Source organism: Pseudogemmobacter sp. W21_MBD1_M6 (assembly GCF_052119585.1).
Taxonomy (GTDB): domain Bacteria; phylum Pseudomonadota; class Alphaproteobacteria; order Rhodobacterales; family Rhodobacteraceae; genus JBGQOJ01.
Genome location: NZ_JBGQOJ010000036.1, coordinates 1 through 26,282, shown reverse-complemented (window position 1 = coordinate 26,282; position 26,282 = coordinate 1). Strand labels below are relative to the sequence as shown.

The 26,282-nt window shown below is 57.4% G+C and carries 27 protein-coding genes and 2 pseudogenes; 21 read left to right on the top strand and 8 right to left on the bottom strand.

Annotation, left to right across the window (positions count from 1 at the left end):
• Positions 1-39: 39 nt before the first annotated feature.
• Entirely contained in the window at positions 40-192 is a 153-nt protein-coding gene (locus ACEN2R_RS19545) for a hypothetical protein (RefSeq protein WP_442044455.1), read from the bottom strand.
• Positions 193-234: 42 nt separating this feature from the next.
• Here ACEN2R_RS19545 and ACEN2R_RS19540 point away from each other — a divergent pair, with 42 nt between their 5' ends.
• From ACEN2R_RS19540 to ACEN2R_RS19455, 18 genes and pseudogenes are all read left to right on the top strand, one after another.
• Positions 235-432, top strand: a complete 198-nt coding sequence (locus ACEN2R_RS19540; protein ID WP_442044453.1) for a hypothetical protein — start codon at positions 235-237, stop codon at positions 430-432.
• 76 nt (positions 433-508) lie between these two features.
• The gene (locus ACEN2R_RS19535; protein WP_442044451.1) at positions 509-1,387 is read left to right on the top strand and encodes a plasmid partitioning protein RepB C-terminal domain-containing protein; all 879 of its coding nucleotides are present in this window, start codon (positions 509-511) and stop codon (positions 1,385-1,387) included.
• Between the two features lie 14 nt (positions 1,388-1,401).
• Positions 1,402-2,481 (top strand): plasmid partitioning protein RepB C-terminal domain-containing protein, encoded by a 1,080-nt coding sequence (locus tag ACEN2R_RS19530; protein ID WP_442044449.1) that lies wholly within the window; start codon positions 1,402-1,404, stop codon positions 2,479-2,481.
• A gap of 388 nt (positions 2,482-2,869) precedes the next feature.
• On the top strand, positions 2,870-3,238 hold the full coding sequence (locus ACEN2R_RS19525) for a MarR family EPS-associated transcriptional regulator (RefSeq protein WP_442044448.1): 369 nt from the start codon (positions 2,870-2,872) through the stop codon (positions 3,236-3,238).
• 23 nt (positions 3,239-3,261) lie between these two features.
• Positions 3,262-4,272: an NAD-dependent epimerase/dehydratase family protein gene (locus tag ACEN2R_RS19520; RefSeq protein ID WP_442044446.1), complete on the top strand. Its 1,011-nt coding sequence runs from the start codon at positions 3,262-3,264 to the stop codon at positions 4,270-4,272.
• Positions 4,245-5,543 carry a Vi polysaccharide biosynthesis UDP-N-acetylglucosamine C-6 dehydrogenase TviB gene (tviB, locus tag ACEN2R_RS19515; protein ID WP_442044445.1) on the top strand — a complete coding sequence of 433 codons (1,299 nt, stop codon included), beginning with the start codon at positions 4,245-4,247 and terminating at the stop codon, positions 5,541-5,543. The genes ACEN2R_RS19520 and tviB overlap by 28 nt, the downstream gene beginning before the upstream one ends.
• A gap of 40 nt (positions 5,544-5,583) precedes the next feature.
• Positions 5,584-6,894, top strand: coding sequence for a lipopolysaccharide biosynthesis protein (locus ACEN2R_RS19510; RefSeq protein ID WP_442044443.1), 1,311 nt, complete (start codon positions 5,584-5,586; stop codon positions 6,892-6,894).
• Positions 6,887-7,513 carry a class I SAM-dependent methyltransferase gene (locus ACEN2R_RS19505; RefSeq protein WP_442044442.1) on the top strand — a complete coding sequence of 209 codons (627 nt, stop codon included), beginning with the start codon at positions 6,887-6,889 and terminating at the stop codon, positions 7,511-7,513. The genes ACEN2R_RS19510 and ACEN2R_RS19505 overlap by 8 nt, the downstream gene beginning before the upstream one ends.
• Positions 7,510-8,634: a glycosyltransferase gene (locus ACEN2R_RS19500; protein ID WP_442044440.1), complete on the top strand. Its 1,125-nt coding sequence runs from the start codon at positions 7,510-7,512 to the stop codon at positions 8,632-8,634. The genes ACEN2R_RS19505 and ACEN2R_RS19500 overlap by 4 nt, the downstream gene beginning before the upstream one ends.
• A gap of 14 nt (positions 8,635-8,648) precedes the next feature.
• On the top strand, positions 8,649-9,626 hold the full coding sequence (locus ACEN2R_RS19495) for a glycosyltransferase family 2 protein (protein WP_442044439.1): 978 nt from the start codon (positions 8,649-8,651) through the stop codon (positions 9,624-9,626).
• On the top strand, positions 9,616-10,176 hold the full coding sequence (locus ACEN2R_RS19490; RefSeq protein WP_442044437.1) for an acyltransferase: 561 nt from the start codon (positions 9,616-9,618) through the stop codon (positions 10,174-10,176). Before ACEN2R_RS19495 ends, ACEN2R_RS19490 begins: the two co-directional genes overlap by 11 nt.
• A gap of 32 nt (positions 10,177-10,208) precedes the next feature.
• Complete coding sequence (locus tag ACEN2R_RS19485; protein WP_442044435.1) at positions 10,209-11,981, top strand: acyltransferase family protein; 1,773 nt, start codon at positions 10,209-10,211, stop codon at positions 11,979-11,981.
• Between the two features lie 16 nt (positions 11,982-11,997).
• Entirely contained in the window at positions 11,998-12,963 is a 966-nt protein-coding gene (locus ACEN2R_RS19480; RefSeq protein WP_442044434.1) for a glycosyltransferase family 2 protein, read from the top strand.
• 73 nt (positions 12,964-13,036) lie between these two features.
• Complete coding sequence (locus ACEN2R_RS19475; protein ID WP_442044432.1) at positions 13,037-14,122, top strand: glycosyltransferase; 1,086 nt, start codon at positions 13,037-13,039, stop codon at positions 14,120-14,122.
• On the top strand, positions 14,119-15,171 hold the full coding sequence (locus ACEN2R_RS19470; protein WP_442044430.1) for a glycosyltransferase family 4 protein: 1,053 nt from the start codon (positions 14,119-14,121) through the stop codon (positions 15,169-15,171). Before ACEN2R_RS19475 ends, ACEN2R_RS19470 begins: the two co-directional genes overlap by 4 nt.
• A gap of 33 nt (positions 15,172-15,204) precedes the next feature.
• Positions 15,205-17,181, top strand: a complete 1,977-nt coding sequence (asnB, locus tag ACEN2R_RS19465) for an asparagine synthase (glutamine-hydrolyzing) (protein WP_442044428.1) — start codon at positions 15,205-15,207, stop codon at positions 17,179-17,181.
• Positions 17,182-17,194: 13 nt separating this feature from the next.
• Positions 17,195-18,265 (top strand): EpsG family protein, encoded by a 1,071-nt coding sequence (locus tag ACEN2R_RS19460; RefSeq protein ID WP_442044426.1) that lies wholly within the window; start codon positions 17,195-17,197, stop codon positions 18,263-18,265.
• Between the two features lie 4 nt (positions 18,266-18,269).
• A pseudogene (locus tag ACEN2R_RS19455) lies at positions 18,270-18,719 on the top strand (sugar nucleotidyltransferase); the annotation flags it as partial.
• A gap of 47 nt (positions 18,720-18,766) precedes the next feature.
• Here the strand turns inward: ACEN2R_RS19455 and ACEN2R_RS19450 are convergent.
• The 5 genes from ACEN2R_RS19450 to ACEN2R_RS19430 all read right to left on the bottom strand — a co-directional run bounded on the left by ACEN2R_RS19450 (position 18,767) and on the right by ACEN2R_RS19430 (position 23,700).
• A complete protein-coding gene (locus ACEN2R_RS19450; RefSeq protein ID WP_442044424.1) occupies positions 18,767-20,149 on the bottom strand; it encodes a glycosyltransferase family 4 protein in 1,383 nt (460 codons plus the stop codon).
• A gap of 367 nt (positions 20,150-20,516) precedes the next feature.
• Positions 20,517-21,743, bottom strand: a complete 1,227-nt coding sequence (locus ACEN2R_RS19445) for an IS256 family transposase (protein WP_442044422.1) — start codon at positions 21,741-21,743, stop codon at positions 20,517-20,519.
• Positions 21,744-21,950: 207 nt separating this feature from the next.
• The gene (locus tag ACEN2R_RS19440) at positions 21,951-22,394 is read right to left on the bottom strand and encodes a hypothetical protein (RefSeq protein ID WP_442044421.1); all 444 of its coding nucleotides are present in this window, start codon (positions 22,392-22,394) and stop codon (positions 21,951-21,953) included.
• Between the two features lie 12 nt (positions 22,395-22,406).
• The gene (locus ACEN2R_RS19435) at positions 22,407-23,426 is read right to left on the bottom strand and encodes a glycine-rich domain-containing protein (RefSeq protein ID WP_442044419.1); all 1,020 of its coding nucleotides are present in this window, start codon (positions 23,424-23,426) and stop codon (positions 22,407-22,409) included.
• Between the two features lie 55 nt (positions 23,427-23,481).
• The gene (locus tag ACEN2R_RS19430; protein WP_442044417.1) at positions 23,482-23,700 is read right to left on the bottom strand and encodes a hypothetical protein; all 219 of its coding nucleotides are present in this window, start codon (positions 23,698-23,700) and stop codon (positions 23,482-23,484) included.
• 158 nt (positions 23,701-23,858) lie between these two features.
• On the opposite strand from ACEN2R_RS19430, the gene ACEN2R_RS19425 reads away from it, so the two are divergent.
• Positions 23,859-24,536: a UPF0149 family protein gene (locus ACEN2R_RS19425; RefSeq protein WP_442044415.1), complete on the top strand. Its 678-nt coding sequence runs from the start codon at positions 23,859-23,861 to the stop codon at positions 24,534-24,536.
• A gap of 312 nt (positions 24,537-24,848) precedes the next feature.
• The gene (locus tag ACEN2R_RS19420; protein WP_442044413.1) at positions 24,849-25,103 is read left to right on the top strand and encodes a hypothetical protein; all 255 of its coding nucleotides are present in this window, start codon (positions 24,849-24,851) and stop codon (positions 25,101-25,103) included.
• Here the strand turns inward: ACEN2R_RS19420 and ACEN2R_RS19415 are convergent.
• Both ACEN2R_RS19415 and ACEN2R_RS19410 read right to left on the bottom strand, forming a co-directional pair.
• On the bottom strand, positions 25,100-25,357 hold the full coding sequence (locus tag ACEN2R_RS19415; protein ID WP_442044411.1) for a hypothetical protein: 258 nt from the start codon (positions 25,355-25,357) through the stop codon (positions 25,100-25,102). The two genes, ACEN2R_RS19420 and ACEN2R_RS19415, sit on opposite strands and share 4 nt — an antisense overlap.
• Position 25,358: 1 nt before the next feature.
• Positions 25,359-25,763 (bottom strand): hypothetical protein, encoded by a 405-nt coding sequence (locus ACEN2R_RS19410; protein ID WP_442044409.1) that lies wholly within the window; start codon positions 25,761-25,763, stop codon positions 25,359-25,361.
• Positions 25,764-25,798: 35 nt separating this feature from the next.
• Here ACEN2R_RS19410 and istA point away from each other — a divergent pair.
• Positions 25,799-26,282, top strand: a pseudogene (istA, locus tag ACEN2R_RS19405) (IS21 family transposase); the annotation flags it as partial.

The window sequence follows — 26,282 nt, the reverse complement described above, 5'->3', positions numbered from 1 at the left end:
TTCTGGCCGGCTTTGACACCCGCCACGATACGCCGCCCTTCAAATCACGCCATCACCCAAATTCCCGCATAGCTCGCCGCCGTCGGTGGGCAGGTCGCACGTCACCCCAAGACCGATCTGCTCGACATCAATGACGAGTTGCGCGTCAGTCTGGTTCTGGCGCGCTGCCAGCCCCTGAACGATGGTCGGCATCGCTGGCGCATCCGGTTTGACCCCTCCCGCTACAAGGCGGATGTGACACTGGCGATCCGCCTTGATCACGCGAATGAGGCCGAGCTCGACTACTTTCTGCTGCCCTGGCTCGATCTGCCCAGTCAGGAAATCCGCATGTGCAATCGCAACAGCATCGCATTCGAGGCGTTCCGCTTCGATGACCTCGACTTTTTCTACGGCATGGCCGAGCGGGTCGGCATCTGGAGAAAGCAGAAATGATCCCACATCCCTCACATCTCAACCCAGCAAGGAGTACAAAACATGAACAATACATATGCGCGCAGGAGGCCCGCCCATGATGACTGACACCCCCGACAGCGTCACCATGGTGCCGATCGAGCGTGTTGAGGTGCTGAACTCGCGCGACCGCAACATGAAAGTGTTCGAGGAGATCGTGGAGAACATCCGCACCATCGGCCTCAAAAAACCAATCACGGTGACAGAGCGCGACGGCGCGGATGGCAAGCCCGCCTTCCTGCTGGTTTGCGGTGAAGGTCGGCTGAATGCCTTCCGGCTCTTGGGTGAGACCCACATCCCGGCGCTGGTCGTGAACGTCAGCGATGAAGACGCCTTCATCATGAGCCTTGCGGAAAACATCGCCCGGCGCGGCCACCGTCCTTTGGAAATCCTCGCCGACATCGAATTGCTGCTGGCGCGGGAATATACAATCGATGACATCATCCAAAACACCGGCCTGTCGCAGAAATACGTGCGCGACATCGTCTTCTTGCTAGAAAAGGGCGAGGAGAGGCTGATCGAGGCGGTGCAACACGGCACGATCCCGCTGACCACCGCGCTCGAGATCGCCCGCGCCAAAAACGACGATGATGATTTGGGCGACATGCTGGAGGAGGCCTACAAGACGGGCCAGCTGAAAGGCCACCAGATCACTGATGCCAAGCGGCTGATCGAGAAACGCCGCGAGAAGGGTCCTAAATCGGCCGCGCGCCCGAAGCTGCCCAATTCCGCTCACTCGCTGGTCAAGACCTATCAGAAGGAGGTCGCCCGCCAGCACAAGATGGTGCTGAAAGCCGAGCATGCGCAGCAGCAACTGCTGCTGGTGGTCCAAGGCCTTAAATCCCTCTTTGCCGATGAGAACTTCGTCACCCTGTTGCGCGCGGAAGGACTGGACAGCTTGCCCAAGTACCTCGCCGATCGCGTTGAAATCGTCTGAGAAAGGACAAAGAGATGACCCTGCACAACACAGTAAAGCCGATCTACCCCGGTGCTTTCCCGCCGCCCAGTGCGGAGGAAGACAGCGACCTGACCTATCCCAAGGGGCCGCTGAACCTGATTCTCGGCTTTGATCTCGAGACCTACCAGATCCCGCTCGAAGAACTGATGCCCAGCAAGAAAGTGCCCGATGGTGTCATGACCACACGCAAGTTCAAGCAGATCGTGTCCTCGATCCGCGAGATCGGTCTGATCGAACCGCTGTCGGTGATCAAGCCAGACCCGGATGCAGCGGGCTTTCTGCTGCTGGACGGCAATCTGCGCGTGTTGGCACTCAAGGAATTGGGACAGGAAACGGCCCCTTGCCTGATCGCCAAGGATTTCGAGACCTACACCTACAATCACCGGATCAACCGGCTCTCGACGGTGCAAGAGCATTACATGATGCGCCGCGCAATTGACAAAGGCGTCGCCAAGGAAAGGCTGGCGCGCGCGTTCAATGTGAACCTGTCGACCATCAACAGCCGGATCAACTTGCTGCACGGGATTTGCCCCAAAGCGGTCGAGTTGCTGCAAGACCATCAGTTTGCGCCCGATGTCACACGTCATCTGCGCAAGATGAAGGCTGCGCGCCAGATCGAGGCCGTGGAGTTGATGATTGCAGCCAACAGCGTCACCGCCGCACACGCCGACGCGCTGCTGAAAGCCACCCCGTCCGAGCAGCGCAGTGACACCCCAGCCCCGAAACCGGATCAACCCAAGGGTGATCCGCTGGAGCAGATCGTGCGCCTCGAGCGCGAAATGAGCCAGGTCCAGACCAAGTACAAGGATGCCGAGCAGAACTATGGCTCTGAGCTGCTAAACCTTGTCGTCGCCAAGGGCTATCTGACAAAGCTGATTGGGAACGCGGCGGTAAAATCCTACATCGGCCGACACGCCCCGGAAATTCTCGAACAGTTCGAACTGGTGGTGAGCACGCTCAGCATGGAAGAGGCCCTGCAACAAGAAGCCGTGTCAACGGGCGAGAGCATACCGCCTGATGCTTCGGGGTCCACTTCGTATCAGGCGAGTTCGGACCAGGCACAGAACGGCTGACGGCGGCGGCCCGCCCAAGAAACATCGCGCAGGACCGGCGCCTGCCGGTGATGATCAGGCGGTGCCGTCAGATCATCTCTTGCGCCATTACCTCCGCTCATTTACGAACGACACGAGTGCAGAATGCCTGTTGTCTGACCTTTGGGCTGTGCGCTGGCCCTAATCCTTCGTGAGGCGCGCAAATCCAACCGGCTGCGGCTCCGCAGGCTGAGTGTCATAAAAAAATTATACCATTTGAGCAGTCTGAGCTTTTCGCGGATGCAGCATTGTGCTACCGTTCAAGACTGAACAATTATGCTTGGATTAAAGCAACCCATTCGAAACAGAGCAAACCCGAGAAAAGCCAAAGGCGCTTCTTGTGCGGTAGCCTGCGAAAAGGACACATCTAATGGCCGGACAGCGCAGTAAGGCGCAGGAGGACGTGCGTTTCCGTGTTCTGCGTCTCCTTCAGGAAAATCCCGAAATGTCCCAGCGCGATATCGCAGCTGCGGTCGGAATTAGTGTTGGCGGTGTGCATTACTGCCTGAACGCGCTGATTGAAAAAGGCCTGGTGAAGCTGGGGAACTTCTCGGCTGCCCAGGATAAAAGGCGCTACGCCTACATTCTGACGCCAAAAGGTCTGTCCGAAAAAGCTGCCCTCACATCGCAGTTTCTCAAGCGCAAGATGGAAGAATACGAGGCGCTCAAAGCAGAAATTGATGCCCTGCAGAGCGAAATGGGACTGGGAGCCGACATGGCACCTCGCCCACTTAAGTAACCGTAAAACGAAAAGAGCTTTCATTGAAACGCATTCTCATCACCGGCACGGCTGGATTTATCGGCTTTCACCTTGCCAAGCTGCTGCTTGCCGAAGGGTTCATCATCCACGGCTTTGACGGGATGACGGATTACTACGACGTCGCCCTAAAGCAGCGTCGTCATCAGATGCTGTTGCAAAACCCGAACTTCGCAGCAACTGAGGGCATGCTTGAGGATCAGGCGCTGTTCGACCGTGTTGCGGATGAGTTCGCGCCTGACGTGATTGTGCATCTCGCCGCCCAAGCTGGCGTGCGCTACAGCTTGGAAAACCCGCGTGCTTACCTCGACAGCAATGTCATCGGCACGTTCAACGTGATGGAGGCAGCGCGGCGTCTCGAAGTGCAGCACCTACTGATGGCTTCGACCTCGTCTGTCTATGGCGCCAATACTGAAATGCCATTCATCGAGACCGAAAAGGCCGACACGCAGCTGACGATCTATGCTGCGACAAAGAAAGCGACGGAGAGCATGGGTCATGCCTATGCGCACCTCTATGATCTGCCGACCACGATGTTCAGGTTCTTCACCGTTTATGGACCATGGGGGCGGCCGGATCTAGCGCTCTATAAATTTGTTGACGCTATCCTCGATGGACGCCCGATCGACATCTACAATCACGGCGACATGTATCGTGACTTCACCTATGTTGATGATCTGGTCCGCGCGATCCGCCTGTTGATCGATGCCGTGCCGGTGCGTCCCGCAGATGGTGTTGTGCCCGAGGGCGACAGTCTGTCACCAGTTGCACCCTACCGCGTGGTGAACATCGGTAACTCCGACAAGGTGCGCTTGCTTGATTTCGTGGACGCCATCGAGGACTGCCTCGGGCAAAAGGCGGAGCGGAATTACATGGGCATGCAAATCGGCGATGTGCCCGCGACTTGGGCAAATGCCGATCTGTTGAAAACACTGACCGGCTACCGCCCCCAGACGGATTTCCGAGACGGCATTGCACGGTTTGTCGAATGGTACAGGGAATATTCGGGGAAATGATCTCAGATATGCAGAAAATAGCAGTCATCGGGCTTGGCTATGTGGGCCTTCCACTCGCTGTCGAATTTGGCAAGATACGCCCTGTGATTGGCTTCGATATCAACCAAAGCCGAATTGATGCGCTGCGCGAGGGCCGCGACAGCACTCTGGAGGTCTCCGCGGATGAACTTCGCGAATCCGCGAATTTGTCGTTCACGACCGACCCGGCGGATCTGGCAGAGGCGAACATTTACATCGTCACCGTGCCCACGCCCATTGACGCGCACAAGCGTCCTGACCTGACGCCCCTGATCAAAGCGTCTGAAACTCTGGGCAAAGTCCTGAAGCGCGGCGATATCGTGATCTACGAATCTACCGTTTACCCGGGTGCCACGGAAGAAGACTGTGTGCCTGTGTTGGAGCGTGTTTCAGGGCTGACCTTCAACGAGGACTTCTTTGCGGGATACTCTCCCGAGCGGATAAATCCCGGTGATAAAACACACCGCCTGCCGGACATTCGCAAGGTGACGTCCGGGTCTACACCAGACGTGGCCGAAACCGTAGATCAGCTTTATGCCAGCATCATTACGGCAGGCACCTACAAGGCGGAAAGCATCCGTGTGGCTGAGGCCGCCAAGGTGATCGAGAATACGCAGCGCGATTTGAACATCGCGCTCATCAATGAACTGGCCATCATCTTCAACAAGATGGACATCGACACCGCGGCGGTGTTGAAGGCGGCCGGCACAAAGTGGAACTTCCTGCCTTTTCGACCGGGGCTCGTCGGCGGGCACTGTATTGGCGTGGACCCCTACTACCTGACCCACAAGGCCGAAGCGATGGGCTATCATCCGCAGGTAATTCTTGCCGGGCGGCGTATCAATGACGGGATGGGGGCATATGTGGCCAGCCAACTGGTCAAGGCGATGCTGAAACGACGTCTTCAGGTCGACGGCGCCCGGGTGTTGATCCTAGGGCTGACCTTCAAGGAAAACTGTCCCGACCTCCGCAACACCCGCGTGGTCGATGTGGTGGCGGAGCTGCGCGACTATGGCGTGAAGGTGGATGTGCATGACCCTTGGGTCGATCCGAATGAGGCGAAGCACGAATACGGGCTGGACTTGGTCAAAACTCCCGAACCCGCAGCATATGACGGGGTAATCTTGGCCGTCGCACACGACAGCTATCGTGACGCCGGAGCAACAGCCCTGCGCTGCTACGGGGGCCCGGATCATGTGTTCTGCGATCTGAAGAGCGTATTTGCACGCGATGAAAGCGATCTGAGGCTGTGACCTTTCCACCATACCGTACGTTATTCAACCTACAGGTTTTATGATCGGAAAACGCATCACTCAGCTCCGCGAATTCTCGCACCGGCCGTTTGTCCGAAATGTCGCAACCGTTGCTACCGGAACAGCAGCCGCACAGGCGATTGGCATAGCATTTGCGCCTCTAATCACACGCTTGTATGGACCTGAAGCGTTTGGAGTGCAGGGGGTTTTTGCATCTGTCGTTGGATTACTCAGCGTTGTCGCAGCCCTCAGCTACCCAACCGCCATAGTCCTACCGCGAGACGATGGTGATGCTATTGGTCTTGCAAAGCTCTCAATTCTAATTGCAGGAGGGACGTGCTGCCTGACCACAATAATGCTGGCCTTATTCGGCGCAGAGATACTAAGCTTGCTGGGTGCGGATACTATAGTTCGCTTCATGTACCTCATTCCTGTAGCCATGTTCACCAGCGTGCTATCCGGCGCGTTGGGTCAATGGTTAATTCGAAAGAAGGCGTTTGGAGTAAGTGCGCGTTACGTTGTTATAAAAACATTCTTTGTGAGTGGCACAAAAACAGTTATTGGGTTTGAAAACCCTAGTGGCCTAGGTTTGATACTTACCAATACTTTTGGCAACCTTTTGGGAACGCTTCTGACTTATATTGGTTGGAGGCGGCATTTAAAAAAAAAGGGGATACTCAAAGCTACACCTCCAGCAGAAACTACGACCAGCCTATTGACCCTGGCGCGTAGAAATTACGATTTTCCGCTCCTTCGCACCCCTCAAAATCTAATTAATGCGCTCTCGCAAAGCCTCCCGATGCTTTTGCTTGCATTCTACTTTGGTCCAAGTGCCGCAGGACAGTATAGCATAGCAATAGCCATGCTGGGAATCCCTTCCAGCTTGATTGGCGGATCAGTAATGGCTGTATTCTATCCGCGGATAAATGAAGCAATTCATAATCGCGAAAATGCACGATCGCTTATCATAAGAGCAACTGTCGGAATGGCCATCACAGGAGCCTTGCCATTTCTTGGGATTATAATCTTCGGTCCTTGGTTGTTCGAAGTTATTTTTGGGGTTGATTGGCGCACAGCGGGAGAATACAGCCAATGGTTATCGATCTGGTTATTCCTTCAATACGTTAATAAACCAGCTGTTTCTGCAATACCTGCACTGAAGATGCAGGGTGGTCTCCTAATTTTTGAAATCTTTAGTACTGGATCCAAATTTTTGGCCTTGTGGGTAGGCTTTGTAACTTTCGAAAGTGATACGGCTGCAATTGCTATATTTTCAATGTTAGGCTCGATTTCCTACATATGGCTAATTTCGTGGGTGATTAAAAAAAGTGGAAAAACTAACTATGGCTGAAACCAAACAAGTTGAAAAAAGCCACTATGAATTCCAGAAATACGTGGGCAAACCGCGTTGGATTAGCATGTGGCACCAGCTCGATGAGCTGATGCGCCTGAGCCCGGAGCAGGTTTTGGAAATCGGCCCCGGTCCCGGTCTGTTTAAGGCGGTGGCCGGTCAATTCGGCTTGCATGTCGAAACCATGGATCTGGCCGCAGACCTGAATCCTGACCATGTGGGATCAGTGACGGATATGCCTTTTGAGGACAACAGCTTCGATGTGGTCTGTGCCTTTCAGGTCCTTGAGCATCTGCCCTATGAGATGGCCCTTGAGGGCTACCGCGAGATGCGCCGGGTCAGCCGAGGCAATGTGCTAATCAGCCTGCCTGATGCGAAATTGGTGTGGCGATATGCGGGCTATATCCCCAAAATTGGCAAGATCGACTGGCTGATGCCCCGCCCCTTCGCCAAGCCCAAACAGCATGAATTCGATGGGCAACATCACTGGGAGATCAACAAACGCGATTATCCGTTGGAGCGGATCATGGCGGATTTTAGTGATCAAGACAGCGTGATCCACACCTACCGGATCAAAGAAAACTCCTTTCACCGCTTCTTCGTGATCACGCCGAAATGACAAAAATCGCGATTGTTTTAGGTCGTTTAGGCACCCATGGCCCAAGCTTTGTCAGATTGCAGCTTGCCGCTGAAATGATCCGGCGGGGATATGAGGTCGATTTCGTCATAGGCCAGGATCCAGACAATCTGGCACAAAATGTACCCGAAGGGTGCAAAGTGCATATTCTGGGTACCCAACGTCCGAGAACGTTCATCGCAAAGCTGCGCGATTACCTCAAAGATGCGCAGCCAGATGGGGTGCTTGCCTCGTCATGGCCGTTTTCCGCAGCGAGCATCATCGCCGTAAAACTGCATAATCGGCGCTTACCAGTTGTAGTCAGCGAACATGCTGATTTCCGCACAAATATCGAGAAAAGCAGGGAGTTCACCCCTAAAGATGCATGGCTGATCAAGTTTCTATCACGATTCATATATAATCGCGCGACAAGAATTGTTGGCGTATCTCAAGGCGTTATCGATGGCCTTTGCGAAGTTTCTGGCGTCAAAAAGCGTAAGACAACAACAATTTTCAATCCCTTGCGCCCACTTCAGAACGGAACTGAACACACGCCCAAGGCGCGGATTATACACGGGAACTTTGGGGAAACTGAAGAGATCAGACTGCTTTCTGTCGGCAGGCTCGCCCCGCAAAAAGGCTATGCGACCATGATAGAGGCACTGTCGATACTGAAGGATAAGGGTCGTTTCAGGCTGACCATCGTGGGAGAGGGTCGCTTACGCACCGCTTTGGAGGCGCAGATTGCTCATCTCGGTCTCGAAGAAAACGTGCTTCTGGCTGGGGAATCCCATTCAGTGTCTGAATACTATCAAAATGCAGATCTGTTTTTGCTCAGCTCATCCAGTGAGGGCTTTGGCAATGTCCTCGTCGAAGCGCTCTCCTTCGGTCTGCCCATCGTGAGCACAGACTGCCAAAGCGGCCCGTCCGAGATTTTGGAGGGGGGCAAATATGGCGTTCTGACCCCTGTCGGTGATGCCACCGCCTTTGCCGCAGGCATCGAGCAGGCCCTCGCCAATCCACCCAATCCAGACCTGCAAAAAAGTCGTGCTGCCTTCTTCTCCATCGAGGCGGCGACGGACCAATATCTCGCCGCGCTCTTTTCAAAATCCAAACCCAAATAAAGTGAACCCGCCCCATGCCCCCTCTCATCTCCATTCTCACCCCATCTTGGAACCGGGCCTCCTATCTGCACAAGGTCTGGCAGGGGCTGGAGGGGCAGGGCTTTCGGAATTTTGAATGGATCGTTGGCAATGACGGCTCGCAGGACGACACGGTGGAGGTCGTGCGTGCACTGGCACAGAAATCCGATTTTCCCGTCACCTTGGTCTCCGCCTCGCAACGGGTCGGCAAATCGCGGATCGACAATGAGATCGTGGCCGCAGCACAGGGCGACTTCATCCTGTGGTGCGATTCAGATGATGTCCTGCTGCCCGAGGCCCTACAAACCCTGATCGACACATGGAACACCATCCCCGAGGCGGAGCGGGAGGGCTTTTGCGGTGTCAGCGCGCTGTGTGATACGGAAGATGGCGTTCTGGGCAATTGGTTCTACACCCCGGACGCACCACAGGATATGAGCTGGAACACCTTGTTCCAGTCCTTGCGCGCCGATCTGGTGATCTTCACCCGCGCTGAGCTACTCAAGCAGAACCCGTTTCTGGAGGTGGATTTCCTGATCTCGGAATCCTCGGTCTGGAGCAAGATCGGCGTGCTCAAAACACGGTTTCTTCCCGTCGTTCTGGAACGTAAGCGATATGGCGAGGCAAACGCCCTCTCGCATAGCGGGCACATGTCCTATAATCGCGGCCACGCCCATGCGATGGCTGTGACAAAACCCTATGTCTCGCCTTCGGTGACCCGAAAAGCACGGATCAAACGGGCGGTGAACTATCTGCGCTATTGTCGGCACGGGGAGATATCGCTGCGCGCGGCCTTCCGGCTCTGGCAGGCGGACGGGCGCGAGATGGCGCTGTTTCTGGCGCTCTGGCCCGTGGCACTGGCCCTGGCACTCAAGGATCAGTTACAAGGGAAGGTGCGCAAAACCCACCGGGACTTTCAGGCCGCGCAGGCCGTGGCGACCCTCACCACCGAAAGGCTGACCTTTGAAGCGTAAACTGCTCTCCATCGCTTATGCGATCATCCGCCTGCTGCGCCGCATAGGCGCGCGGTTGCGGATGACACTGCTGCGCCTGCGCGGGGTGCAGGTGCACAGCACCGCCCGGATCAGTCCCGGCGCAATTTTCGAGCTGTCTGGCGGCCGGATCATCATCGGCGCGCGCAGCTATATCGATCGCGGCGTGATCCTGCGCGCCTTGGGCGGCACCATCGAGATTGGCGAGGATTGCTCGGTCAATGCCTATAGCATGCTGCAAGGCGGTGGCGATCTGCGCGTGGGCAATAAAACGCGGATCGCCTCCCATACCGTGATAGTGCCATCCAATCATGTCTTCACGGACCCTGATATTGCGATCAAGGATCAAGGCCTGACCCAGATCGGCATCACCATTGAGGAAGATGTCTGGATCGGCGCCGGTGCGCGGGTGCTGGACGGAGTGGTACTGGGCCGGGGCTGCGTGGTGGCCGCGGGCGCTGTTGTGACCAGATCAGTTCCCCCGCGCAGTGTCGTGGGCGGGGTGCCTGCCAGACAGATATCAACCCGCTAAAGCACAGCGCCTCCCAGACGCTCAGGATCGCCATGACCTATCGCTTCGACATTCAGATCCTCAGGGGCATCGCCGTTATTCTGGTGGTACTGTTCCATCTGGATATCCCCTTTTTCAGCTCAGGTTTTCTGGGAGTAGACGCGTTTTTCGTGATCAGCGGGTTCTTGATGGCCTTGCTCTATCGGCAAGGGCAAATGGGGAATTTCTATCGGCGCCGCGCCGCGCGTTTGCTGCCCGCATATTTTGCCACGATCTTTTTCACGCTGGCGATCTCGGCCTTTATCGCCTTGCCCGCAGAGCATATGCAAGTGGCCGAGCAAGGCCTCTATGCGTCTATCTTCGCGTCAAATGTGGGGTTTTGGATGCAGAACTCCTATTTCAGCAAAGCCGAGTTTAATCCGCTGCTGCATCTGTGGTCGCTGGGGGTGGAAATCCAATTCTACCTCTTTGTGCCCTTTGTGGTCTGGCTACATTTAAAGATGCGGCTCCTATTGGTTCTGGGGGCGTTAGGGTCGCTTGCAGCCGCCCTCATACTGCTTACAATCAGCCCCAAGACCGCCTTTTTCTTGACGCCCTTTCGCATCTGGCAATTTCTGCTGGGGGCGGGAATCGCGTGGTATCTGACCCATGCAGGCACACCGCGTTTTGCCCGGCCTTGGCTGGGTATGGCCGCGCTGATCGCGGTGGTGGCCCTTGCCATGGGCTATCCGGTTCGCGGTCAGATGCAAGATATCGTGCTGGGCCATCCCGGTCTTGCCGCCCTGTTGATCAGCCTGGCCACGGCGGGCGTCTTGGCCTTTGGCCTTCCAGGGTGGGCCGAATTCTCCTTGCCAGGGCGGGTGCTAGGCAAGTTGGGGGACTGGTCCTATTCGATCTATCTTGCGCATTTCCCAGTGATTGTTCTGGCGCTTTACCAACCCTTCTCCGGCACGATCCTGACCCCGGACAGTGCGGGGCGAACGGTGCTACTGGTGCTGGGCATCACATTGTTTTCAACCTTGCTCTATCAGATGTTTGAGCGTCGACGGATCTGGTCGGGCAGCTTCAAAGGCACAACCGCACTGATCTGCGGTGCGGCGCTTTGCGCCATGCTGTCCGTGCCGGTGGCGCTATCGGGCTATAATGCACAACAGCTCAACATCTTGTCCGCATTTCAGGACCGCGCACCATATCGCTGCGGCAAACTGATCCGTATTGTGACGCCAAGTGCGCAATTATGCGAATTGACCGGCCTGCCCGACAGCGCCCCTGCTCTGGCCCTGATCGGAGACAGCCATGCGGATTCCGTGAAAGCCTCCTTCGTGCGGATCGCACAGTCCCGGGGCTATAGAATGTTCTTCACTGTGGCCAATGCCCCGGTGGTCGCCGCCCCACGCATGGCGCAGTTGATCCCGGAATTGACCGCCCTTGGAGTTGAAGGAGCCATCGTGCATTTTTCCTCCGCCAGCGCGCTGCGTGCCTTTGAGCTTGGTTTCGATCCAACCTTGCAGGCAGCCGGGATCGAGACCATCTGGCTGCTCGACGTGCCCACATTCGACAACAACGTTGTGGCTGCGATCTGGGATAATCCCAAGGTCAACACCATCACGCCGATTAATTTTGACGCGGTGGCCCAGTTGCAGATCGCGCTGCGCGCCGAAGGCATTGCCCATTTCGACCCGCGGCCGCTCTTCTGTACCGAGGGCTGCGCCGTAATGTATGCGGATAAACGCCCTTTCTATTTCGACGATGACCACCTGACCCTGACCGGCGCGCGGCAGATCGAAGACATGATGCGCACAATAATCGATCAATTCGGCTCCTGAGGACCGTGAGGATATTATGAGCATCACCCTCTCCATCGTGATCCCGAACTATAATGGCGCAGCCTTCCTAGCGGCCTGTTTGCGCTCGGTCTTTGCCCAGATCACGCCGGCTTGCGAGGTGGTGCTGGTCGATGACGGCTCTACCGATCACAGCGCCGATCTGGTCCGGCATTATTTTGCCGGGGCGCTGGAGCATGGCCAGCTGACCTTGATCTGCACGGAAAATGCGGGTCCAGGCGCGGCGCGCAATATCGGGGTTCAGGCCGCGAGCGGGGATTATATAGCCTTTCTCGATAGCGATGATTTCATCCTGCCCGGCTATATTGCGCGCTGCATGGCTGTTTTGCAGGAAAGCGAACCCGATATTGTGCAATTCAATCTGCTGCGGGTGCTGGACGATGATCTAAGCGGGCAACATCTCATCGCCTGCCACACATCTCCCGATGGTCTTTACGAGTTGGACAGGGTGCGCGCCGAGATTTTCGGGAAGGGGAAGTGGTTTCCCGTTACCAGGATTTTCACACGCAAGATCATGCTTGCAAATCCCTTCCCGGCGCAGCGGGTGTTTTATGAAGATTTACTGACCCTACCCTTCATCTTCTTTCAGGATCTCAAGATCCATCTGATCACAGAGCCGCTGATCGCCTATCGCGATAATCCCCACGGCACGACCCGCAATCACAAGCCGGAGCATGCCTACACCATGCTGACTCATTTTGACCGCGTCAGCGCGCGCCCCCCGTCACTGCCGCGCGATTTGATGCGGGTGCAGGTCGCGCGCTCCATCGTGTTTCTGGCGCTCGAGCTGAACATAGATGAGATTGACCTGGGCACCCTGCTTCGGCGGGTCCGTGGGCTTGAGAACAAGGCCGCCCTTGCGGCCCATCTGGGCCGGGTAGACCAGTTTTTTCTGCGCTTTCCGCTGCTTTATACGGCTATGGATTGGGGACGAAAACGGCTGCGTGCCAAGACATCGCGATGAGGGTCGCCCTGACGCGCGCTCCACTTTTCACCTCCCCCCTATTCCCGTCATTGGGTAACTGTTCAAGGTTATTATGAAATTCACTGTCATCGTCGCGCGCTACGCCATTACGGGCGTTCCTCTGGCCCAAGCACGGCTGGCCAGCGCCCTGGCCGGACGTGGGCATGAGGTTGATCTGATCATCGGATATGTCGCCGAAAGCCTGCCCGTGCCGGAGCTGGACGGCGTGACCGTTATCCACCTCAACAGACCCAAGGTGCGTCACATTCTGTTCGACATCGTGCGTTATCTTAAAGCTGCGAAACCCGATGCAATCTTCTCCGCCGAAGATCACCTCAACGCCGTCGTAATTATGGGTGCGCTTTTGTCCGGCTCCAAGGCAAAAATCACCGGCTCGTCGCGGGTCAATCCCTTCGATACTTATAGTAAAAAGATACTGTCCAAGCGCTGGTTTCTTAAGCGCATCATGGGCGCGTTGATGTGGCGGGCAACTGCGCTAACCTGTGTGTCGCAGGCGATGGTCGATCAATATCGCACGCTCTTTCGCAATGCGCCGCATGTCTGTGTCTATAATATCGTGGACACCCCCGCCGCGCGGACCAGAATTGCCGAACCGGTGGATCACCTTTGGTTCATCGATCGCGCTATGCCCATCCTTGTTGCCGCCGGTCAGCTGGGACCATGGAAGGGATTTTCCGACCTGATTGCCGCCGTGCATATCGTCGCGCAAAAGCAGCCCCTGCGCCTCGTGATCTTTGGCGAGGGCCCACAGCGCGCTGACCTGCAATCGCAGATTGACACCTTGGGGATGAGCGACAGTATCCGCCTAGAAGGGCATGTGTCCAATCCGCTGAAATATTTCGCTCATGCAGATGCGTTCGTGCTGTCCTCGTTGCTCGAAGGTATGCCCAATGTGCTGATTGAGGCGATGATGGCCGCCTGCACCCCCGTGGCGACAGATTGCCCAACCGGGCCGCGCGAAATTCTCGAAAGCGGGCGTTATGGCTACCTGGTACCCGTCGAGAATCCTGAGGCGCTCGCCACTGGGATCGAGAACGCTTTGCGCAACCCCGTGTCCGCCGAAGTGCTGGCAGAGGCGCTCAAACCTTTTCAAGAGGATGCCGTTCTCGCTGAGCATTTCCGGCTGTTGGGCCTATGAAACGCATTGTCCATCTAATTCCGTATCACGAAATTGGTGGCGTGGAAATCGCCGCACGTTCGTTGCCGACTGGGTGCCACGGAGAATTGGAGTTCGAGCGAAACTACTTAGTCAAAGCTCCCACTTCAACGGTCGAAGCAGGTGAATATCACGGGCCGGAGGTTTCCTTGAACAATCCCCGCGCGTTTTGGGGTGCCCTTTTGCGGTTGTATCGTGATCCGCCAAACCTATTGGTTGCGTCTTTGTGGCGTAGTGCATTGGTGCTGATCTGTCTAAAAATCCTGCGGCCACGGACGAGAACGGTAATCTTTCTGCATTTAGCCCATGATGTTCATCTTGTTGACAAGCTAGCTAACAGGGCCGCAATGTCTCTTTCCGATGCAATCTGGGCGGACTCGAGCGTCACGCTCGATCGACGGGTACCGCGCGGCCTGCACGGCAAGGGGCGGGTCGTGTCTTTTCTCTTGAACCAGCGGTCCTTGCCAGAACAGTGTGATCCCGTACCTGAATTCATATTCTGGGGTCGGCTAAACGCGCAGAAGGGACTGGATCGGGCGCTGGGTCTGTTTGCAACCCTGGTACGACAACGGCGAGATGCACGATTCACGATCATTGGGCCGGACGGGGGCATGGAGGATCAACTACGGGCGCGGGTGGCAGAGTTGGGGTTGCGTGACCACGTTGTCTTCAAGGGGCGTATGCGGCATGCGGATATCGCGGATGCAGCCTCGCGCGCTTCCTTCTATCTACAGACCAGCCGGGACGAAGGCATGGCCATGTCGGTTGTCGAGGCCATGCAAAACGGGCTCGTGCCTGTGGTGACCCCGGTTGGCGAGATCTCCAACTACTGTGACGACAAAGACAGCGCTATTTTCGTTCATGAAGACGACGCAGCAGTAGAGGCTGTCTTGGCCTTGTTGGCGGACCCGGATCAATACAGGCGGATGTCCTGCGCTGCAGCAAAGTACTGGCAGGAAAAACCGCTTTATCGTGATGATTTCCTCGATGCCGCAAGAGAATTGATAGGCAGTCGGGGCGATGAGGCGTGATGTGTTATTTTGATCTGAACCTGGTGACCTAATATGTGTGGAATTTGTGGAGTTTTGTCGTCTGGATCAGATGCGTCGCTAGCTGGCACCGCACGCACAATGGCCGATACATTGCGCCACCGCGGCCCTGATGATGCGGGTGTCTGGGCCGATCCCGATGTGGGTGTGGCGCTGGGGCACCGGCGGCTTTCCATAATCGACCTCAGCCCCGCAGGAGCACAACCCATGATGTCGCCTTGCGGTCGTTACGTCATCGCTTTTAATGGTGAGATTTATAACCACCTGACCATGCGTGACCATCTAGCACAAGTTGGCGCGGCGCCGGAGTGGCGGGGGAGTTCCGATACCGAAACCCTGCTTGCTGCGGTATCGCATTGGGGCCTTCAGCAGGCGTTGAGACGTGCCTTTGGAATGTTTGCTCTGGCCCTGTGGGATAGGCGGACGCGGCAGCTCCACTTTGCCCGCGACCGTATCGGCGAAAAACCACTCTACCTCGCGCGGCTTTGTGATGGCTGGGCCTTCGGATCGGAACTGAAAGCGTTGCTTTCTGTGCCAAGATTTGAGGCGCACTTATGTCCCGATGCTGTTGCCGCGTACCTTGCCTATGGCTATGTCCCTGATACCCAATGTATATTTCAGAATGTGCAGAAGGTTCAGCCCGGCCATGTATCAACCGTGTCTTTGGCCGCCATAGCACCTGAAACCCACCCCTACGAAACATTCGGCGAGTTGATCGATGGCGCCCTCGAACGGCGCGATGCCGGGCAAAACGATGGTCTTGACGGGCTGGAAACGACACTAAGCGAGGTTGTTGAGGAGCAGATGCTGAGCGATGTACCGCTGGGCTGTTTTCTGTCAGGCGGGGTGGATTCCTCCCTCGTCGCCGCTTTAATGCAAAGCCGAAGTGATCAACCGGTACGTACGTTTGCCATCGGATTCAGCGAGGCGCGTTTTAATGAGGCCCCCCATGCCGCCGCTGTGGCTCGCCACCTCAGGACAGAGCATACCGAATTCATCCTGTCCGAGCAGGACGCGCTTGGGGTGATCACCGATTTGCCAAAAATCTACGACGAGCCCTTTGCCGATTCGTCACAGATCCCCACGGCCCTGTTGTGTCGCGAAGCGCGCAATTCCGTTACGGTGGCCCTGACAGGGGACGGGGGTGACGAAGTGTTCGGAGGCTACAATCGTCACGTTATCGGGCCGCGGCTCTTGTCAAGGTTACAACGCGTGCCGCGCGGCTTGCGCCGATCCGCCGGGCGGGTCATTTCGGCCTGCGCCCCAGTGATCACGCCGGAGAATGGATGGGCGCGTCGTTTTTCATCAAGGATGCACCTGCCGGTAACAGCCCTCGACAAGGCGTTAAAACTTGCGCTGCACTTGGGCGACATCAATGACCTGTCAGCGATTTATCAACATTTCACCCGTGGCATCCAGAATCCCGAAGACCTAACGCGAGACGCCAACACCGTATCGACCCCGGAATCAGCTTTTCCATTGGTAGGGGCGGAATGGATGATGGCGATGGACAGCGAGACCTACCTGCCTGGTGATATCCTCGTGAAGGTAGACCGTGCGTCGATGGCGGCGTCACTTGAGACACGGGCCCCATTTCTTGATGCGCGCGTGGTCAGAGCCGCTTGGGAGCTGCCGCTTGAAATGAAGATCGCTGATGGCAAGGGCAAGCAAGCCCTGCGATCAATCCTTGATCGGTATGTGCCACGGGATCTTATTGAACGTCCGAAACAGGGCTTTGCGATCCCTTTGGATCGGTGGTTGCGTGGTGCCTTGCGGGAATGGGGTGAGCGCCTCTTGTCTGATAATGAGCTTGTTGATCTGGCCGGTCTGGAACCCACTGCGATCCTTGAATTGTGGGACATGCACCAGTCGGGTAACGCGAATAACGGTACCAAGCTTTGGACCATTCTGACGTTGCTGGACTGGTTGAGGCACTATCGTCATGACGTTGTGCGTGCGCGGTCGGCGGACCTTCTGCCCGCTTATACCTGAAAGTATAAATTCGATGCTGCCCTACTGGCTTTTCTTCCTCGTCCCTGCGCTGGCGGCCCTCGCGTCTGGCCCATTAATGAGGGTGCGGGCCGATGGGACGCGCCCGCTGCGGATAGATGACACTTGGATGCTGATGATTGTGGCACTCACCCTAGTCATCGGGTTTCGTTACGATGTGGGCGGTGACTGGGGTAACTATTTTCGATACTTGTTCGGTGCCCAAAATCTAAACTTTTCGGACCTCAGTGGCATGGAGGATCCAGGCTATTGGGCGCTTAATATTCTGTCGACGCAACTCGGCTTCGGCATCACAGGGGTTAACACCTTTGGTGCCTTCCTTTTCTCCATCGGCCTTGTTCTATTCTGTCGAAGTCTGCCCCGTCCATGGTTGGCGCTTGCCTGCGCCATGCCCTACCTCGTCACAGTGGTTGCCATGGGCTACACGCGCCAATCGATAGCCTTGGGCTTGGTGATGATCGGTCTCGTTATGCTGGGCCGTCAACGGTTCGTGGTTTTTGCGCTTTGGGTGCTGGTCGGGGCGCTGTTTCACAAATCTGCGGTCCTGCTGATACCAATAGCAGGTTTGACGGTTTCGAAGAACCGGTTCTTGACCTTGTCGCTTGTCGCCGGGGCGGCTGCGCTGGGTTACGTCACTTTGTTGGCGGACAGCGCCGCGCGTCTAGTCGACACCTATGTGGATCAGAATATCGAGTCTGCGGGCGCTTTCATTCGTCTTGCAATGAACGCTGTTCCGGCCGTTCTTTTCTTACTCTATCGCAAGCGCTTCGCGCTCTCTCCGGCCGAGAAAAAGCTTTGGCTAATCTTCTCGCTTATGGCGGTTAGCATGTTTCTCGCGTTTTTCCCGACAAATTTGAGCACAGCGCTTGATCGCATGGCGCTGTACATAATTCCTTTGCAATTGGTGGTATTTGCGCATCTTCCAGACGCGATTGGTGCCTTCGGTCGGCGCAACCAGGCCATCGTCGCCTTGATCCTATTGTACTATGCCACAATCCTGTTCGTCTGGCTCAATTTTGCCACCCATTCGAATTATTGGGTGCCATATCAGATGGGTATAGGATGACGGGGACCCGGAGCGCTATGGCGTGGTCGATTTCGATGCGGATGGCACTGTTCGCGGAATCATTGAGAAACCTGAGCACCCGCCGTCGCATTACGCCGTAATCGGGCTTTACTGCCTCGACGGCACGGCACCGCAAAAGGCCGCGCAAGTTATGCCTTCAGCCCGCGGAGAGTTGGAAATCACCTCGCTGCTAGAAATGTATCTGGAAGAAGGTTCGCTGACAGTCGAAACCATGGGGCGCGGCTATGCCTGGCTCGACACCGGCACGCACGGCAGCCTGCTGGACGCAGGCAATTTCGTGCGCACGTTGCAATCCCGTCAGGGCCTTCAGACCGGCAGCCCGGACGAGATTGCCTTTGCCAAGGGCTGGATTGATGCCAAGGCACTTGCCGAACGAGCGACCCGCTTCGCAAAGAACGATTATGGCGCCTATCTCGAAACCCTTCTCAGCTGATGTGGTCATTCGGTTAATCACCAAGAAAGAACAGATAGAGAACACATTCAGCGCCACCCGTCGGGATCCTCTTTTCGTATTTCATCACCAACGACTGCCAGCATACCGTCTGTTTCGACTATTTTCAGAAAGAACATCCAAGCCTCAAGGTCCGTTGCAAACTTTTGGCTCCATTTCCGACCTGTCGAGTTCGCCGATTCAGTCAACAAAGACCATGAATTAGACCCTGAGACGCGTGCGATCCGAACATCCACTGCCATTGAATCCTCAATGAATATCCCCGAAAGTGGGGACAGATTAGGAGAAGTGCGCGCAGGCACATCTTGCAATCTATCGCGGCGTGACCGCAGCCCTACCCCACGAGTAGCAAGAAGGTCCACCGCCACCCAATAGCTCAAAACAAAAAGCAGAGCGAAGGAAAGAAGTCCAACCAAAGCCTTTATGGGATGGTCCCAAACAAGTACCCCTAAGAACGCAGGAGCTGCAAACAACGGCACCAAAACTAGAGTCGACATGGAATTCAGGAAGTCTTTTGAATAGCGGCGCCACATTAGGCGATCTAGCATTCGGATCACGATGTGATGGAAGTGCATGCGGTCGGGCTGATTGATAGCCTTCCGAAATAGGATCCGCCTGGCAATTGCAAATACTGTATCAGCGACCGGCCAAAACAGGATCAGCAGGATAGCCAGAGGAGAGACCTCGGGGTTCCGTGTCATCAGAACAATTCCTAGCCAAGCTATGATATGACCTATCGAATACGCCCCGGCATCACCCATGAAAATCTTGGCGCGCGGCCAATTGAAAATCATGAAGCCAATCAACGCGGCAATCAAAAGCACTGCGACAAATTGGATGTCTGCATCGCCGGTCTCGCTCGCAATCAGCGCTATCGCCGTTGATGCCACGATTGCATAGCTTGACGAAAGCCCGTTGAGCCCATCGATCAAGTTTAGCGCATGGCATGTCCCCGAGGACCATATCAGTGTCACAATCACGGGAACAGCGATGAACCCGAATATCCAATCAACCTGCGGAATGCTTAGACCCGGAACAGCCGCAGATGTGAGATACATAGCCAATGCCGCCGAAATGAACGCTGCCAGTAGCCGCGTCCGAGGCGAGACATCACGAAAAATATCTTCTTTCAAGCCAACGAAAAATATAATGGCTCCCGAAGCAAGCGCGAGCAACAGATCCGTCCCGAGTTGTTCTCGAGTCAAAAGAATTGACACAAAAAACGCAGCCAAAATTGCCACGCCGCCCAGGCGAGGAACCGGCGTTCTGTGAAGCGCCTGGCTCGCAGCCAAGTCATTGATCATGTGCTCATTACTCGAATTCAAGCTTTGGTATCGAATTACTGCCACACAAAATACAACGCTCACGACGAACGCCGTCGAACATCCAAGAAAGTAAAAGTTCTCAACCATGAAAAAAACCTTAGTTTGAGATTATTGAAATCCCCTACAGGAAGACCAGTATGACTTCCACAAACCATCAGTGTGTTTTGCTGACTAATTTGTATAGAAAACAACTTTAAGGTGATATTTACCTGATTGCTTGTGACTTGCAATCCCACGCCACCGAGAGGATCAGTTTTCAACTGGGCGCACTTTTTCGCATCAGTCCAACGCCGATGGCCTCCGGTAACGGGAAGCATCCTGCTTCGAGCGTGTATCTTTGGCGGATTATAGCGCCGCTACCCAGCCAGAGCCGGTCCAACGAAAATAAGGTCGTGTCTCGAATGTGGTGGAAATTCTCTGGCGGCGATCTCCGAGCATTGGGATTTGGACCTGATCAGGCGACGAGGTCAAGGGTGATTGGTTCGATTGGCTGATCTAGGGTTTCCCAGCCATCGACCTTGCGCATCTGGATCTGGCCGGAGGCCATCAGGGCCCAGAGCAGCATCGGCACGGTTTCGGCGCAGGGCAGCACGGTCTGGGTCTTGACGCGGCGGCGGAATTCCTCGTTCAGCCGCTCGATCGCGTTCGTTGTCCGCGCCGATTTCCATTGTGACGGGTCGAGCCGCGTGAAGGTGAACAGCCGGTCGCCTGCCTCCTCGAGGCTGTCGGCGACGGCCTTGCATTTCAGCCGCCATTTGCGCAGGAATGCCTTGCGGCATTTCTCGACCTCGACCGCGGTGTCGGCGTAGATCATGTCGCGGTAGTCCTCGGTCAGCTCGTCGTGCATCGTCTTCGGGGCATGGCCGAGAAGGTTGCGATGCTTGTGGACCGTGCAGCGCTGGACGGCCAAGTCCTCGCCCCAGAGCGCGACAAGTGCGGCCTCAAGACCAGGGGCGCCGTCGATGATGACGAACTCGGGCCGCTTCAGCCCGCGCGCATCGAGATCGGCGAGGAACTGGCCCCAGGCGGCCTTGCTCTCTCCACCCATATTCATGATGGATAACAGAACCTTCTGGCCATCCCGGCGCACACCGATGGCCGCCAGCACCGAGATGTTCGTGGCCTTGCGGTCGAGTCGGGTCTTGATGACGGTGCCGTCCAGAATGAGACGGACGATATCTTCGTCGGCCAGATTGCGGGCGCACCACGCGTCCCAGTCCACCTTCACCTTGCGCCAGGCCCGGCTGACCACGTCCTTGCCGACTGCCCCCTGAAACAGGCCGTAGAGCGCGCGTTTGACCCGCCGCGTGTTCGTTCCGGCCAGATAGGCCGAGGCGATCAGGGCTTCTGCCTTCTTCGTCAGCCGCTGATAGCGCGGCAGCGCCTTGGACCGCCATTCGGTGATTTTGCCCTCTTCGTTCTCGATCCGGGCGCGCGGCACGCTGACCGTTTCGGTGCCGAAGGTGCCAACGAGCTGGCGCTCGCGATGCCCGTTGCGGTAGCCCTTCTTCGTGGTGCCGCCCCGACCATAGCGACAGCGACCGATGAAGGCGGCAAGCTCCTCCTCGAACAGCGCCTCGATGGTTGCACGGATATTCTGCCGCAGCCGATCCTCGATCGGATCATAGCCCACTTCATTGGCCAGTAGCGCAAGCATGCTGGTGTCTGTATTCTTCGTCATGGCGTGATCTCCTTGGCGGTTGCAGCCGCCGATTGGGTGGGTTTGGTTCACCCGGAGATTACGCCACCTTCAAATTTCCACCACCTTCGCGACACAACCGAAAATAACGTCATAGGTGTACTATGGACGAGAGCGGACATACTTTGCCAACGTGTTTTGTCGGCCATCAAAGACAGCGCCACAGCTATCATGGGGCAGGTCAGCGGATCACACCTGCATCGCCATGGCTTGTTTGAAGAGCGCGTCCATCGCCTCGTGCGAGTATCCCAGCAGGTAACCCAGTTCGTCCATGGACGGGCTCAGGCGTCGCCAGTCGCCAGCGTTCTTGATCGTCTCACGCATCGCCCAGAGCGTGTCTGGATCCTCGGCCATGGCATCGAGGGCAGCACAGGTGTCCGGGCCAAGGACGAGGCGCCCTTGCAGGCGGGAGCAGACCATGGTTTTTCGCAGGTCGTGCAGGTGGTCCGCCTCCGTATAGGGGGCGTCCGCCTGGAATACCCCTGTGTCCGGGTCATAGGCCATGCCGACGCGGGCCAGGCCGGTGGACCCGGTTTCTTCCACCCAGACGCCCTTCAGAGTGGCGACGTGCGCGGCATCGGCGAGGATCACATTTGTAACCAGTGTGCCGTCGATTTGTGCAAATTTTGCCATTACGGGCCCCTGTCAGTAGGCAAGCGTCCCGGAGGACAGGAATGTGTGGATGGTGTAGCCGCCGACTTCGGTGATCGTGCCGCCCGTCAAGGTGGGAGGACCGGGGTAGCGGGCAATGACCACGCCACTGCCACCGGACCCGGAATCATCGTCGTTGCGCTGACCGCCACCGCCGCCACCGAACCCGTCGACGCCACTTGTTGCAGGCCCCGCGGGACTGTACCCGCCAGTGCCCGCGTTAACCCCGGCAAGGCCGGGAAGTGTGGAGGTGTAGGACGCGCCACCACCGCCGGACCCATAGACCTGGGGGGTGCCGGAGATGTCCGAGGTAAACCCGGCGCCCCCCGTGCCGCCTCGACCGGCAGAGCTGGCACCGCCCGCGACAGTTGCGCCGCCTCCACCGCCGCCGCCCGAGTTGTTTGCCCCGATTGACCCGTTATTGCCCTGTCCGGCGATCCCCGCGCCAAAGCTACCGGCGGAATACTGGTAGAGAGAGCCGCCGCCGCCAGAGCCACCGCTTGCGGGCGCTGCCCCGGTGTACGAACCACCATAGCCACCCCCGGTGGCAACCACTGTGGCGAGGCTGGAGTTCCCGCCACGGGTCCCGACGCCGCCCAAGGGCAGAGGGGCCGCGCCACCCGCGCCGACCACGGCGGAGAGGGCCTCCCCCGCGAGCAGGGTGAGTGATCCTGCAAGCACTCCACCGCCACCGCCGCCCCCTGCATAGTAGGCGCCGCCGCCCGACCCGCCGCCCGCCACGACCAGATATTCGATCACCACGGGGGGCGGGCTGAACGCGAAGATCGCCTGTTTTACCCGCAGGGCCGTCATGACCTTGATGGTGTCGGTGCCTGCTTCGGCTTCGGCCTGGGTCGCCGCTGCCCGCGTGATCTCGACAATGGCGTCTGTGCCGTCGTTCTTCTTCATATAGAGCTTGCCGTCATAGGTGTTGACGGCAAGCTCGCCGAGTTCGATCTGGGCGGTGGTCGGCACCTTGGCCGGCACCGCCGAGCGCTTCATCCTGATAGCCATATGGCCTCCTGTTCATGGGCTCATCTGAGCCAGGGGGAATGGGTGATTGCAGCGGTCAGAAGGTCCCGCCATCAAAACTTATGCCGGCAATGCTGCCGCCGGTGATGGCGACATTGCCGACGGCCTGTGTCGCCAGGCTGCCCAGCCCGAGGTTGCCCCGGGCGGTGGCCGCATTGGTCAGATCGGCAAGGTTGCTGGCCGCGCTGAGCTTTCCGGCAAGGCCGTTCGTCACCGTGGTGGCAAAGATCAGATCACCGCCAAGGGTGGCTGCCAACTCGTTCAGGCTAGCCGATCAGAATGGCGGGGCCTTCGGGGTGGTCGTGGTGCTCATCTAGATTTTCGAAAGGTCTCGCGCGGCGACTGGGTTTCTGGCAGCATTGCGGACCGGTATTCGCGCGGTTAATGAAGACATAGAGCCAAAGGAGTGGTGCAATGGCCCAATCAGATCAGGACCTGGATCGCCTCAGCGAGTTGCTATTTGCACTGCCCCATGAGCACTTTCCGATGACCCTGGGCGAGCTTGATGGTTATCTGACCGGCGTTCTCGCCTGCCCGGATCTGATTCCACCCTCGGAGTGGCTCCCCCATGTCTGGGGCGAGACGGGTGATGCAAACTTTCCGGACATGAAGACCGCCGAAGACACGATCGGGGCGGTGATGGCGCATTACAATTCTCTGGCCGAAGGCTTGACGCGTTCTGTCTGGATCGAGCCGCTTTACGAGGTGGACCCGAACAGCGACGAGACGCTCTGGGAACCTTGGATTGATGGCTTGACCCGCGCGATGGGCCTGCGCCCCGCAGCTTGGCAAGCCCTCATCAAACGCGCCGATGACGACACTCAAGCCTCGATCATCTTCCTGATGGCCCTACAGGATATCTGTGAGGGCACCAGCAAGTTCACCGAGGAGGAGATCGACGAGATTGATCTTGAGGCTCCGGAGCTCATTCCGAACTGCATGGCCCAAGTCTTGATCTTATCGCGTCCGGAATTGGCCATGGGGGTTTCCGCAAACTCACCGCATCCGGTAAGGACCAAGCGCCCGGGGCGGAACGATCCTTGTCCCTGCGGATCAGGACGCAAATACAAACAGTGCTGCGGCAAGAACTGAACGCCGTCCTGGCACCCCTAAACTCATGGCCGCCACCCACATAGCGTTGCGCCCGTCTCGTTATGGGCGAGGATCTGGCGCGCGGTGCCGGGGCTCAGCAGATCAACGCGCGAGGGACGGATCGGACCCGCCCAATCGCAGTCATCCGCAGGTCTATCCGGTCCGCATGCAATCAGAACGACAACAAGACAAAGAGTGATAAAAAGGCGCATGTGTCGTCCTTTATGTGAGGGCGTCCGGGAGCAAGGTTGATGAACGGTCAGAATGCCGTATTGTCTCGACGGAACGTGATGACCATCAATCGAGGACGCTATGTCGCTGGAGCAGAAGTCAAAGGTCGGCAATCTCCGGCCTGACGAACAGCGGTTTCTGGAATTCCTGCAGGCCGCGACGCATAACGACCACTACATGTACAGCCATTCCGGGGCACGCTGCTCGAGACGACTGATGGATCTGGTACGGCTTCAGGCTAATTGCGGCTTGGTCAACCTTGCGCAGAAACGCGACCAGACGGGATTCCAGTATCTGGCCATTCGCACCCGTGAACGATATTTTTGCCCTGATTAATCCCGCATCCAGCGGTCAAGACGGCGATCGAGATCAGCATCGCTTGTGGTGTCCACCTCATGGCGGGTTTCCTTTGCTATGATCATGGTGCGGATGCGGGCCTCGGTGCGGCGCGCGGCATAGGCCGACGCGCCCGCCGCCCGACCGCTGCGCCACAGGGTGTAGAGGGCGACGATCGCCGCAAGCAGGAGCGCGCCCGCAAGGGCAACGCGGCGGCCGAGAGCCGGGATCAGCGATAGACAAAACGCGACCATCCTAGCGTTCCCCCCGGCGCGGGCTGTGACCCGAACCCGGGCTGCGACCCGTCCGGTAATCCTCGATCCGCGCGGAGCGCGCCCGCACCGCGTAAATTATCACGCCGACAAACAGCGCCGCCCCGATCCAGGGCAAGAGGGCGGGCAGCGCGCCCTCAAGGCCGAGCAGGACCAGCCCCGCGCCGAACTCGTAAAGGCCGGAGGTCTGCACAGTGGAGGGCGTGCCCTGCGCATCAAGCACCGTGCTCAGGGTCACCACACCATTGCAGGCATAGCGGGGCTCCGCGCCGCCCTCGATCAAGGGCACCGCCTCGTCGCAGATGTTGGCCGCCTCGATCAGGCTGGCCGCCTCGAGGCCGTCCTCGGCCCCGATCACAGCCCCGATGCCATGGCGGGGATCCGCCATGTAATCCGCGAGACACAAGGCCGCGTTTTCCGAATACGATCGATGTGATTGACCCCCAGACCGGGGAGGTGCGCACGGCACAGGTGTTTGTCGCCGTTCTGGGTGCATCGAACTATACATTTGTCGAGGCGACCTGGACGCAATCCCTGCCGGATTGGATCGCAAGTCATGTGCGCGCCCTTGGTTTCTTCGGGGGTGTAACGGCGCAGATCGTCTCTGACAACTTGAAGGCGGGGGTCACCAAGGCGTGCTTTTACGACCCCGCGATCAACCGGACCTACGCAGATATGGCCGCGCATTATGACACGGCCGTTGTCCCGGCCAGGCCATATAAGCCTAAAGATAAGGCGAAGGCAGAGGGTGGGGTATTGCTGGCTGAACGCTGGATCCTGGCACGGCTGCGCAATCGCCAGTTCTTCAGCCTCGCAGAGGTGAATGCGGCCATCCGCCCGCTGCTCGATCGGCTCAACGACAAAGTCTCGCGTCACCTCGGGGCCAGCCGACGGCACCTGTTTACGC

Bases quoted from the DNA above. Each gene is read 5' to 3' on its own strand.
- ACEN2R_RS19545 (WP_442044455.1), bottom strand. From the start codon at position 192: ATGCCGACCATCGTTCAGGGGCTGGCAGCGCGCCAGAACCAGACTGAC.
- ACEN2R_RS19535 (WP_442044451.1), top strand. From the start codon at position 509: ATGATGACTGACACCCCCGACAGCGTCACCATGGTGCCGATCGAGCGT.
- ACEN2R_RS19530 (WP_442044449.1), top strand. From the start codon at position 1,402: ATGACCCTGCACAACACAGTAAAGCCGATCTACCCCGGTGCTTTCCCG.
- ACEN2R_RS19525 (WP_442044448.1), top strand. From the start codon at position 2,870: ATGGCCGGACAGCGCAGTAAGGCGCAGGAGGACGTGCGTTTCCGTGTT.
- tviB (WP_442044445.1), top strand. From the start codon at position 4,245: ATGGTACAGGGAATATTCGGGGAAATGATCTCAGATATGCAGAAAATA.
- ACEN2R_RS19510 (WP_442044443.1), top strand. From the start codon at position 5,584: ATGATCGGAAAACGCATCACTCAGCTCCGCGAATTCTCGCACCGGCCG.
- ACEN2R_RS19505 (WP_442044442.1), top strand. From the start codon at position 6,887: ATGGCTGAAACCAAACAAGTTGAAAAAAGCCACTATGAATTCCAGAAA.
- ACEN2R_RS19500 (WP_442044440.1), top strand. From the start codon at position 7,510: ATGACAAAAATCGCGATTGTTTTAGGTCGTTTAGGCACCCATGGCCCA.
- ACEN2R_RS19495 (WP_442044439.1), top strand. From the start codon at position 8,649: ATGCCCCCTCTCATCTCCATTCTCACCCCATCTTGGAACCGGGCCTCC.
- ACEN2R_RS19485 (WP_442044435.1), top strand. From the start codon at position 10,209: ATGACCTATCGCTTCGACATTCAGATCCTCAGGGGCATCGCCGTTATT.
- ACEN2R_RS19480 (WP_442044434.1), top strand. From the start codon at position 11,998: ATGAGCATCACCCTCTCCATCGTGATCCCGAACTATAATGGCGCAGCC.
- ACEN2R_RS19475 (WP_442044432.1), top strand. From the start codon at position 13,037: ATGAAATTCACTGTCATCGTCGCGCGCTACGCCATTACGGGCGTTCCT.
- ACEN2R_RS19470 (WP_442044430.1), top strand. From the start codon at position 14,119: ATGAAACGCATTGTCCATCTAATTCCGTATCACGAAATTGGTGGCGTG.
- asnB (WP_442044428.1), top strand. From the start codon at position 15,205: ATGTGTGGAATTTGTGGAGTTTTGTCGTCTGGATCAGATGCGTCGCTA.
- ACEN2R_RS19460 (WP_442044426.1), top strand. From the start codon at position 17,195: ATGCTGCCCTACTGGCTTTTCTTCCTCGTCCCTGCGCTGGCGGCCCTC.
- ACEN2R_RS19450 (WP_442044424.1), bottom strand. From the start codon at position 20,149: ATGGTTGAGAACTTTTACTTTCTTGGATGTTCGACGGCGTTCGTCGTG.
- ACEN2R_RS19445 (WP_442044422.1), bottom strand. From the start codon at position 21,743: ATGACGAAGAATACAGACACCAGCATGCTTGCGCTACTGGCCAATGAA.
- ACEN2R_RS19440 (WP_442044421.1), bottom strand. From the start codon at position 22,394: ATGGCAAAATTTGCACAAATCGACGGCACACTGGTTACAAATGTGATC.
- ACEN2R_RS19435 (WP_442044419.1), bottom strand. From the start codon at position 23,426: ATGGCTATCAGGATGAAGCGCTCGGCGGTGCCGGCCAAGGTGCCGACC.
- ACEN2R_RS19425 (WP_442044415.1), top strand. From the start codon at position 23,859: ATGGCCCAATCAGATCAGGACCTGGATCGCCTCAGCGAGTTGCTATTT.
- ACEN2R_RS19420 (WP_442044413.1), top strand. From the start codon at position 24,849: ATGTCGCTGGAGCAGAAGTCAAAGGTCGGCAATCTCCGGCCTGACGAA.
- ACEN2R_RS19415 (WP_442044411.1), bottom strand. From the start codon at position 25,357: ATGGTCGCGTTTTGTCTATCGCTGATCCCGGCTCTCGGCCGCCGCGTT.
- ACEN2R_RS19410 (WP_442044409.1), bottom strand. From the start codon at position 25,763: ATGGCGGATCCCCGCCATGGCATCGGGGCTGTGATCGGGGCCGAGGAC.